We start from the raw sequence: 8,619 nt of genomic DNA on the forward strand, positions 1-8,619 counted from the left end.
TGTTAGATTCGCGAAAACATTCAAGATTGACAGTTTGACATATTAACAAGGATTACGGTTTGAAATTCTATCTCCAATACATAGCTGGCATTGAGGAATACGCATTAGGTTTCAATAAAATTGAACACCCGCTTATGTATTCGTCACGCGCTGAAGCTATGGCTTTTTGCATAGACTATGCAAGTGGAGAACCTTTCGAAATCATCGACGTTGATGATTCAAACTGGCAAGAACTGTTCGACTCTGGAGCATTTGACTATGACCCAGACTTCTAAACAGTTAACCAAAATCGACTATTTAACCGTTGTTTTTTGCCCTGACGAAATTGCCCGTCTTCGCTTTGACGCCAAAATTGCGTTTGGTAAAGGTGACTTTGCCTCCTACAAAGAAGCCTATAACGCGATGCTTTGTGCTGAATTATTTGACCAACAAGCCACTGATGATTTAGACGTAGAAGTTAACGAATCGGTTGTTTATGACTCTGATTATTACTATGACCAGCTGTTTGAAAACAATCCTCGTTACCGTAATTACGGCTCTGTTGATGCTATTCCAAGTGAAGAACGGGCGCACTTTTTCAAGAATGTAGTTAGAAAAACTAAACGTTATAAAACACTTAACTCATTGATTGAAGGTGACATTAGCAAATTTATGCACCTTCTAAATACTGAAGTTGCTACGGCTGCCGACCGCTTAACATCAGATGATTTAAGCTGGTCTTATCGCCATAACTCAGGCGGCATGTTCACCTATGAAAAGTCAGCAACACTTTACCGTCATGATATAAATTCAGGCGTTGTTGCTTGGGGTGCTAACAATGGCGGCGTGATGATTTCATTCTCTGGCGCAGGTTGTGCGGGTCTCGATATTCCAAAACTTCACGCCATGCTTAAGAAAATGCCGAACGTAAAAATCACCCGTTTGGACATTGCCTATGATGACTATGACGGCGAAAAATCTGTTCTAAATTACTTCCAAAATCTAGAAGAAGGTGGCTTTTGTAAAACCAACCAAGCGCCCTCTTTCTCATGGATTCAAACAGGCGAACTGCAAAAATTATCTAATGAGCAACAAGCCCTCTGGAAGAAAAAACATGGCTGGCAAAAGCGTTATGACTGCATTGCCAATGGCGGTAACACCCTTTATGTAGGAAGTCGCAAAAATGGAAAAATGGCGCGTATATATGAAAAAGGCAAGCAAATGCAAAGTGAAACTCAACCTAATTGGGTGCGTGCTGAGCTTGAGCTTAGGTCTATTGACCGTGTTATCTCCTTGGATGCACTTCTCAATACCGATGCCGTTTTTGCTGCTGCATACCCTGCTTTTGAGTTTGTTAGCGCTAAACGTCTTGAGATTAAAACCACCACTCGCAAACCAAAACACAACGGAATCTTAGTTGCTGAACGGCTAGAACGCTACTGCGCACAGTCTTACGGCAAGTACTTAAATTTCTTACGTCACGTTAAAGAACTGACTGATAACGAAATCATTAATCAATTAACTAAAGGCCTTAATCCGTGGGATATCCCCGACTCTATTAATCAGGCCTGTATATCACCACCAAATCAAATGGAGTTAACCCCATGAAAGTAACCCTATTATCTGCCGCAAATGGTAAAGGCATTTCACAAAAAACTGGCGCACCTAAGCACTATGCGTTTTCGTCTATCAGCTACTTAGTACCTGAAAAGGACTTTATCCAAGGTGACCACCAAATCCAGAAATGCGGCTTTGAACCAAAGTCTTTAAACATCCTTGATGAGCAGTCTTTGTATAACAAGTTTAAAAACATCTTAGACCAACACGGTATTTGTGAGGTTGATTTAACACTTCAACCTGACCCAGAAAACATGTCTCGTAACGTGGTTTCAGATGTAAAGCTGGTTAGCTAACCATGCAATGTATTTATCTAAATGCTGACGGCACGTTGACCGCAACAACTGAAACACTCGAACAATGCTCAGGCTATGTTCTAGTTCCTAGCCATGATGCGGCGGCCTATGTTGAAAGCATTCAGATAACGGCTCTTGAAATTGGAGAGTCATTTACTTGGGGCTTTGGCCTCGTCGTTCTGTTCGGGTTTTTGTCATTTAAAGTAAAAGCAGCCCGAATGGTAATAAACAAACTTTAAAAGGAAATCAACATGACTGATATTTTCGCAGCAGTAGATATGGCAGGCGTTGCAACGTTCGTAGGTTCAACTGGTATTTTAATCGTTGGCGTTGCACTGGCTTACAAGGGTATCACTCTTGCCAAGCGTGCAGTTGCTAAAGCTTAAGGCATAAAAGTATGGGCGGCCTAATAGTCGCCCTTATCTACACAATTTGTGCATTGATAGGGGCTTTAACTGGTTTCATAGTTTGTAAAAATTTCGGTTGGGGATAGCAGCCAATGAAAATAATAGTTTATGCACTGGCGCTCTTTAGCGCTTTTTTTATTTCTAGTGCTTTTGGTAATGATACGTTACCCGCTGATTATGTTGCTGCGCAAGGTACTCAAAATATATGCGTAAAGGTAGGCAAGTCATCGCCAACAGTTGAAGGATGTTCTATTTCTTCAATAGAAGAAGCAGCACACATGGCCTGTGTTATCTTTGCGACTAATTACACAATTCCAAGTAGTGGTTCATATACATGGGGGGCATCTACTTGTTATCAACAAAATACACAGTGGCGCATTAAAACAGAAGGTACAAGACATTACTCTAATGGAACGAACCTACCCACTGAAGAACACTTTGGTTTAATTGTTTCACAGCCTACTCAGACTAATAGTTTTAAATGTCCTCCTGATATAGCGCCTGAATATACAAATCCATACCCATATTCACAAAGTGATGCTGGTTTTGTCTGTGTAAAGCCAACTTCAAATCCAGATGATCCAGACGAAGAAAATCCAGATCCTAATGATGGCTGTGACGAATTCGGAATGAATAGTTTTTTGCCACCTAGTGACGGCCTTAACGTTCCTACTGGGGGAAGTGTTTGTCACACATTAGATAACGGAACTAAATGTGCCTATAAGCAAAACCCATTTGGTACGGGTTACGAACAAACAGGCCAAGCCTGTAGTGGTGAAGAACCTGAGTACCCGCCTCCGCAATTGCCACCTCCAAATCCCGAAGATCCTTGGGCATGTGCAACAGTTGGTGCAACTGAGCATTATGCCGTTTGTCCAATTGACCCAACAAAAGAGTGTAACCCTCTGGTGGTTACTGGTGACGGTGGAGACCAAGTTCAACACCAATGCCCTAGCGGCTGCGGCTCTGTAAATGGTCAGTATGTTTGCGTTCATGAAGATAAGAATGGGAATGGTATTCCAGATAAAGACGAAACAGACCCCGACAATCCAGACCCTGATAATCCCGACCCAGATAACCCCGACCCGAATAATCCAGACGAGGGTGAATCAGCCGATTTAACACGGACTAACACCCTACTTTCTGGTCTTGATGGAAAACTGGGAATTGGTAATAGCCGTTTATCAGATATTAAAAATGGTATCGAAGGCATGACCAATGAACAGAAAAAAGGTAACGGTTCGCTTGCGGCCATTGCATCCAATACAGCGAAAACCGCAAATAACACAAAAGGCACATCAGAAAATACAGCTGAAATTTTGAAGTCAATCAGTGAAACAGATGTCAGTAATACGTTTAACCCTGAAAGCTCAGCAAGTTTTTATGAATCAGAATATGAAGACGGTTTTGCGGGAGTGTGGCAAGAAAAATCAGGCGAGTTTCAGCAAACTGAAGCCTATCAATTTTTACAGCAATTTAAGTTCAATGGCGGCGGCGCTGCACCTGATACCAGTATTTGTTTTAACTTAGGTCAATTCATGGATTTTGGTTGTTCCGAACTGCCCGTTCCTGATGCTGGCCTGTTAGCAATTCTTAAAGTGTTTATTTTAATTTCAGCGGCTTTCCTTTGTCGCAAGTTAATTTTTGGAGGTTAAGTCATGTTAGGTTGGTTACAAGAAACATGGAATGAAGCCAAAGAATTTCTATATAGCATCGTTTTAACAGTTTTAGAGCTGTTAAAGGATCTGGCTATTTGGATATTTGAAAGCTTCCTTGAAATATCTATCTTAGCAATTCATGGCCTTGATAGTGTGTTTGCTGGTTTGGATATCGCTACACATATTAATTCATTACCCCCTGCCGTTTCCTTCTATGCCTCATCGCTAGGACTGTCTCAAGCAATGAGCATGATAATAATTTCATTAGGAATTCGATTCTTATTGCAGTTAATTCCATTTGTTAGATTAGGGAGTTAATCATGATTCATGGTATCTCTGGTAAAACTGGTGGCGGCAAAAGCTATGAAGCAGTTGTTCGTCATATCATACCGACAGTCACAGAACATAAACGAAAAGTAGTAACAAACTTACCGCTTAACGTTGAGCATTTTTGCTCTATCTATGGTGAGTATTGCCGAGACTTAATTGAAGTCATTGACGGTGAGTTTCACAACTACGGTGGGCAACGGCCATTCTCTAAAAAAGAGCATTACCTTCAATATGAAGATTGGCAAAACGAAGAAGGTAATCGTGTTTACTTCTTCGTTGATGAATGTCACTTAGCACTTCCCCAGCAAGGCACCGATAAAGAAGTAAAACAGTTTTACGATATGCACCGTCACTACGGTTTCGACATAATGCTGATAACCCAAAACTTTAGAAAAGTAGATAGGGATATACGAGACTTAGTGGCTAACCATTATCGTGCTATCAAAAAATCAATGATGGGTCAGGATGATAAATACATTCTAAAAGTGCATGACGGGTCTTCGGCAACAAACGCAACGGTTGTTGCTACTCACGAACGTGAGTATGAAGCTAAGTATTTTAAGTTTTATAAGTCACATACGAAAAGTGACCAAAGCGTAAAAGAAGCTGCACCAAGCGATATTAAAAAATGGTATGACAACTGGTTCATAAAAGGATCTATTGTTTTCTTTATCGTTGCCCTATTCCTTCTTTACTTAGGTTTTAAGAAACAAAGTAAGATTGACGAAACTAACACAAAGTTAGTTTCTGATAGTTCGGTTGCAACCCAAACCTCTATGCCTGGGCAAACTCCAGTACCTGCAACAAATCAAATATTGGCACAACAAGCTGAGATAAAAGAGCTGTTGGCCAAACAGAAAAAAGAGCAAGAAGCCGAAGAAAAGAAACACCCCTTTTACAAAGTCGGCTTACACATAGCAGGATGGGCTGAGTATACCGAGCTTGGAAAGATAACTAAGAATTACTATCTAAGCGCTAGTCAAAATGGACAGCACATATTTGAGTTGTCACTACGTGATTTAGTCCTTGCAGGATATACCGTTGCAGTACGCTCTAGTTGTGTAATCGAAATTCAATACCGTAAATACCATGATTTCATTACGTGTGACTCTCCAAAAGTTGGCGTATTCGATGAAGCACCATCAGAGATAACAGAATAGCTGGGAGGGACCCGCAACGCGGGAGGGGCTTGGCTATTCTGTAGCCATACATAACTTGTCACTGGTGACACTATGACTAGAAACCAAAAATACGAGCAGAAACAAAAAGCTAAAGGATTAAAGAAAGTAACTCTTTGGATACCTGACGAATCAGAAGTTGAAATAAAACAGATGATAGAGTTTCTAATTGATAACCCAGACCATATACCTTTTATGGCAAGAAATGTCAGAACAGGCCGTATGAAAAAGGCCATTTAGTGGTACGTAATTTTTTACGTAATATTCGTATCGGTACGTAATAATGAACAAAATTATTACGTACCACTCACCTTTGTATCTCCAGTTCTTGGAGGATGGCGTAGCCATGTCATACATTCCAGAAAATTCACATTTCATCGCGAAACCGTTTCCATTTTGCATACAGTTTATTATGGTCGGGTATCAATTCAGTGAAATAGCCAATCGCACTCACTGCCCAAGTCTGTTTTCAATAAAAGTTGATTGCCTTCTGATAAACCAAGCTGAGTTAAGGACGGCACAGCAGCCGAGGGAAACACCCTCCCCCCATATACTAATAGGGGGGGAGCGAAACAACTTACACCGATATCGAGTGTGCATTGTGATTTTTAATAAAGGAGTAAATCACAATGGGCAACTTTAAATTGCAGTTCGTTACGCTATTCGGATATGACTACGCAAAAGGAGCTAAAGAACTCGGAGTAAGTGAACGCCAAGTAAGGAGATATGTAAAAGCTAACAAAGCTAGTAAACCTGTCGAAAAACTGATTTGGATAATGTATCGCGGCTACTTGCCAGACACTGGCCCGTGGGCAGAATGCAGTATTTCATATCACAACAACGTTATGACTACACCGTGGGGGAAAGTAAAGCCATCAGATGTACAATTTGTACATCGTTACAAATGGTCAGCTAAAGAGCATGAAACCATGTATAAAAAACTTAAATCTGAAACCAAGGTTCAAGACAAATATTTGTTTGAACTTCAGGATCAATTACTTGCGATTATTGGTGATATAGCAGTAAAGACTGGTAGCTAGGAACAGCGCAGTTATCTGCGCTTACTTTTTCTTTTTTTCAAATTTAATTTTAGATTTTTTAAGTGCATCATCTAATTCTTTATGCGTTAACCTACTTTTATTAAGAGTTTCTTTTGCTTCTTTTCCAACTTGAATTAGTTGTTTTCTATTTTCTTCAGTTTGTCTAAACTCAGAATTTCTTAAGTGCCTGTTTAACTCATAACTCTCTGAAAAATTGACTAAATCATTATCTTTGTTACTCATAACCATTCCTTAGTTCAAAATAAAAGGATAGACTAGATTTTTTAAAAGGCAAAAGGATTTTAGATGTTAGAAGTACAGTTGGAGCAACTATGTTAGAAAGTATAGTTTCAGGTACTATCGCAGGTTTACTTGCAGGAATAATTTCTACTTTTTTCGGAATAAGATACGCCACCCATTTATCTGAAAAACAAAATAAAATAAAAGAAGACAAACTTTTAGAAAATTACCATGCTGAGATTGACTTAATAATCTATAAACATGGTCAGTGGCTCAAGCAGTTAATTGTTGAGTTAAAAAGCCCAATGGCTGATAAGTTTGGCAAGCCTGTTGAAATTGATTTTAATATAGTCAATTTTTATCACCGTAATTTAATTGGTGTATTAAGTTCTGAGCATAGAAAGCTAATTTCATGGTTAGAACTTATGAGTAATGTTCTAAAAAACAATTCAAATACTAGATTTGATGGGAAAGTTGAATCATCACTTTTATATCTACCAACACACCACACATCAATTTTAATTGTTGATGTATGTAAAGTTATCTATTTCTTATCTAAGTCGATGGTAAATCAAAAGACTTTTATTTTTGATAACTCCTTTTCAAATTTAGAAATTTGTAGACTAGCTTGTGAATTTACAAATACAGAATTTGAAGATTCTTGGTTTTCTAGTGTCGTCAATGAGTACCAAGAAAATCATTTCTAATTTAAGAATAATGGTCTATTTATGAATATCAATTACCTGAAACTCTATCTATGTTTAACACTTTCAGGTCTTACTGTTTGGAGTGTTGACCAAGCTTGGACTATGTATCAACTTAAACTTGTTTCTGATGTTACAACTAAAGCTATTAGTCAAATTTCACAACCTAAAAAGATACAAGTTCCTGCTTACAAGCCTACATATAAACCACCAACGAAACCAAAACCATATGAAAAAATTAAGTATGACGATAAAGTTTGTAAGTTTTTCTTAGATGAGTATCGTAAACACCCGACAGAAAGTAATAGATTAAAAATGAGAGAGTACTGCCCAATCTCATCAAATTAAAAGGAGTTAATATGAAAAAGGTCTTTTTTATATTTCTTGTTGTCATTGGAGCTTGGCAAACATACCAAGTATTTGCACCTGAATTGCTCTGCAATGAAGATATTGAATTTGATTATCAACCATCTGAAGAGTCGTTTAGGTATTCTTTTGATGATGATAAGTTCAAGTGTGATGGTCGTCAGTACTGTTCACAAATTAGTTCAATGGATGAAGCAATCTTTTTTATTAACAACTGTCCTAATACAAAAATGGATGGGGATCATGATGGCAATCCCTGTGAAAATGACACTCGTTTAAATGGGTGGTAATGCCAAGCTGTCAACAATGACAGTAAAGACAACTTACTAATAAAAAAGGGCTTTTCGCCCTTTTCTTAATTTTTACGTACCGTAATTTATGGGCTATCCGCTATTACGCAAAAGCGTCCTCAGTTGGAGCGTTTGCTAGTCCTGCAACAAGTGTTAGCGCTACACATGCCGCACTAATCTTTTTTACAATATCCGACCAGATCTTACCTTCTTCCTTCGATTTTGATTTTTCGATAGCAAGTTTTAGTAAAGCTTCTTTCTGATCCATTCCAACAGCATTTGCCATTGCGATGCACTGGTTCGCAGTTAAATGACGATTACCTTTTTTAATTTGAGACATATTACCTGAGTTAAATTCAGTGAAATCTGAAATAACTTGTTTGTCCTGAGTGTAACCTTTAACTTCTTTATATTTTTCAATTAGTTCGTAACTAAAATTCATAGCGTTCTCCTCACTTACTTAATTATAACTGTCATTCTTGATAAATAAAAAGTTGACACCTGTCAAACCTGA

13 protein-coding genes and 1 pseudogene are annotated in these 8,619 nt (G+C 38.6%); 12 read left to right on the forward strand and 2 right to left on the reverse strand.

All coding sequences use genetic code 11. The annotated features are described in order from the left end of the window. Window positions 1-59 precede the first annotated feature (59 nt). The 9 genes from VRK28_RS00060 to VRK28_RS00100 all read left to right on the forward strand — a co-directional run bounded on the left by VRK28_RS00060 (window position 60) and on the right by VRK28_RS00100 (window position 6,505). Window positions 60-275, forward strand: coding sequence for a hypothetical protein (locus tag VRK28_RS00060; RefSeq protein WP_138624732.1), 216 nt, complete (start codon window positions 60-62; stop codon window positions 273-275). Then, window positions 259-1,587 (forward strand): replication initiation factor domain-containing protein, encoded by a 1,329-nt coding sequence (locus VRK28_RS00065; RefSeq protein ID WP_332393065.1) that lies wholly within the window; start codon window positions 259-261, stop codon window positions 1,585-1,587. Before VRK28_RS00060 ends, VRK28_RS00065 begins: the two co-directional genes overlap by 17 nt. After that, complete coding sequence (locus tag VRK28_RS00070) at window positions 1,584-1,892, forward strand: hypothetical protein (RefSeq protein WP_105181042.1); 309 nt, start codon at window positions 1,584-1,586, stop codon at window positions 1,890-1,892. The genes VRK28_RS00065 and VRK28_RS00070 overlap by 4 nt, the downstream gene beginning before the upstream one ends. A 251-nt stretch (window positions 1,893-2,143) precedes the next feature. After that, window positions 2,144-2,278, forward strand: coding sequence for a hypothetical protein (locus VRK28_RS00075; RefSeq protein WP_332393066.1), 135 nt, complete (start codon window positions 2,144-2,146; stop codon window positions 2,276-2,278). A gap of 113 nt (window positions 2,279-2,391) precedes the next feature. Beyond that, complete coding sequence (locus VRK28_RS00080) at window positions 2,392-3,954, forward strand: hypothetical protein (protein ID WP_332393067.1); 1,563 nt, start codon at window positions 2,392-2,394, stop codon at window positions 3,952-3,954. Between the two features lie 3 nt (window positions 3,955-3,957). Next, window positions 3,958-4,275 carry a hypothetical protein gene (locus VRK28_RS00085; RefSeq protein ID WP_332393068.1) on the forward strand — a complete coding sequence of 106 codons (318 nt, stop codon included), beginning with the start codon at window positions 3,958-3,960 and terminating at the stop codon, window positions 4,273-4,275. Between the two features lie 2 nt (window positions 4,276-4,277). Next, entirely contained in the window at window positions 4,278-5,447 is a 1,170-nt protein-coding gene (locus VRK28_RS00090; RefSeq protein ID WP_332393069.1) for a zonular occludens toxin domain-containing protein, read from the forward strand. A gap of 72 nt (window positions 5,448-5,519) precedes the next feature. Then, on the forward strand, window positions 5,520-5,705 hold the full coding sequence (locus VRK28_RS00095; protein WP_105180822.1) for a hypothetical protein: 186 nt from the start codon (window positions 5,520-5,522) through the stop codon (window positions 5,703-5,705). 389 nt (window positions 5,706-6,094) lie between these two features. Beyond that, entirely contained in the window at window positions 6,095-6,505 is a 411-nt protein-coding gene (locus VRK28_RS00100; protein ID WP_332393070.1) for a hypothetical protein, read from the forward strand. Window positions 6,506-6,526: 21 nt separating this feature from the next. On the opposite strand, the gene VRK28_RS00105 is transcribed toward VRK28_RS00100, so the two are convergent. After that, complete coding sequence (locus VRK28_RS00105; RefSeq protein WP_332393071.1) at window positions 6,527-6,748, reverse strand: hypothetical protein; 222 nt, start codon at window positions 6,746-6,748, stop codon at window positions 6,527-6,529. 89 nt (window positions 6,749-6,837) lie between these two features. On the opposite strand from VRK28_RS00105, the gene VRK28_RS00110 reads away from it, so the two are divergent. The 3 genes and pseudogenes from VRK28_RS00110 to VRK28_RS00120 form a co-directional block, all read left to right on the forward strand. Continuing rightward, window positions 6,838-7,452 carry a hypothetical protein gene (locus VRK28_RS00110; RefSeq protein WP_332393073.1) on the forward strand — a complete coding sequence of 205 codons (615 nt, stop codon included), beginning with the start codon at window positions 6,838-6,840 and terminating at the stop codon, window positions 7,450-7,452. A gap of 21 nt (window positions 7,453-7,473) precedes the next feature. Continuing rightward, window positions 7,474-7,797, forward strand: a complete 324-nt coding sequence (locus VRK28_RS00115) for a hypothetical protein (protein ID WP_332393074.1) — start codon at window positions 7,474-7,476, stop codon at window positions 7,795-7,797. 161 nt (window positions 7,798-7,958) lie between these two features. Next, a pseudogene (locus tag VRK28_RS00120) lies at window positions 7,959-8,105 on the forward strand (excalibur calcium-binding domain-containing protein); the annotation flags it as partial. A 103-nt stretch (window positions 8,106-8,208) separates the two neighbouring features. Here the strand turns inward: VRK28_RS00120 and VRK28_RS00125 are convergent. Next, entirely contained in the window at window positions 8,209-8,547 is a 339-nt protein-coding gene (locus VRK28_RS00125; RefSeq protein ID WP_054554905.1) for a DUF3693 domain-containing protein, read from the reverse strand. Window positions 8,548-8,619 lie beyond the last annotated feature (72 nt).

This window comes from Pseudoalteromonas sp. P80D2 (genome assembly GCF_036680945.1).
Taxonomy (GTDB): domain Bacteria; phylum Pseudomonadota; class Gammaproteobacteria; order Enterobacterales; family Alteromonadaceae; genus Pseudoalteromonas; species Pseudoalteromonas shioyasakiensis.

What these genes read in the sequence shown, in the direction of transcription:
- VRK28_RS00065 (WP_332393065.1), top strand. Translation starts at nt 259, where the DNA reads ATGACCCAGACTTCTAAACAGTTAACCAAAATCGACTATTTAACCGTT.
- VRK28_RS00070 (WP_105181042.1), top strand. Translation starts at nt 1,584, where the DNA reads ATGAAAGTAACCCTATTATCTGCCGCAAATGGTAAAGGCATTTCACAA.
- VRK28_RS00075 (WP_332393066.1), top strand. Translation starts at nt 2,144, where the DNA reads ATGACTGATATTTTCGCAGCAGTAGATATGGCAGGCGTTGCAACGTTC.
- VRK28_RS00080 (WP_332393067.1), top strand. Translation starts at nt 2,392, where the DNA reads ATGAAAATAATAGTTTATGCACTGGCGCTCTTTAGCGCTTTTTTTATT.
- VRK28_RS00085 (WP_332393068.1), top strand. Translation starts at nt 3,958, where the DNA reads ATGTTAGGTTGGTTACAAGAAACATGGAATGAAGCCAAAGAATTTCTA.
- VRK28_RS00090 (WP_332393069.1), top strand. Translation starts at nt 4,278, where the DNA reads ATGATTCATGGTATCTCTGGTAAAACTGGTGGCGGCAAAAGCTATGAA.
- VRK28_RS00095 (WP_105180822.1), top strand. Translation starts at nt 5,520, where the DNA reads ATGACTAGAAACCAAAAATACGAGCAGAAACAAAAAGCTAAAGGATTA.
- VRK28_RS00100 (WP_332393070.1), top strand. Translation starts at nt 6,095, where the DNA reads ATGGGCAACTTTAAATTGCAGTTCGTTACGCTATTCGGATATGACTAC.
- VRK28_RS00105 (WP_332393071.1), bottom strand. Translation starts at nt 6,748, where the DNA reads ATGAGTAACAAAGATAATGATTTAGTCAATTTTTCAGAGAGTTATGAG.
- VRK28_RS00110 (WP_332393073.1), top strand. Translation starts at nt 6,838, where the DNA reads ATGTTAGAAAGTATAGTTTCAGGTACTATCGCAGGTTTACTTGCAGGA.
- VRK28_RS00115 (WP_332393074.1), top strand. Translation starts at nt 7,474, where the DNA reads ATGAATATCAATTACCTGAAACTCTATCTATGTTTAACACTTTCAGGT.
- VRK28_RS00125 (WP_054554905.1), bottom strand. Translation starts at nt 8,547, where the DNA reads ATGAATTTTAGTTACGAACTAATTGAAAAATATAAAGAAGTTAAAGGT.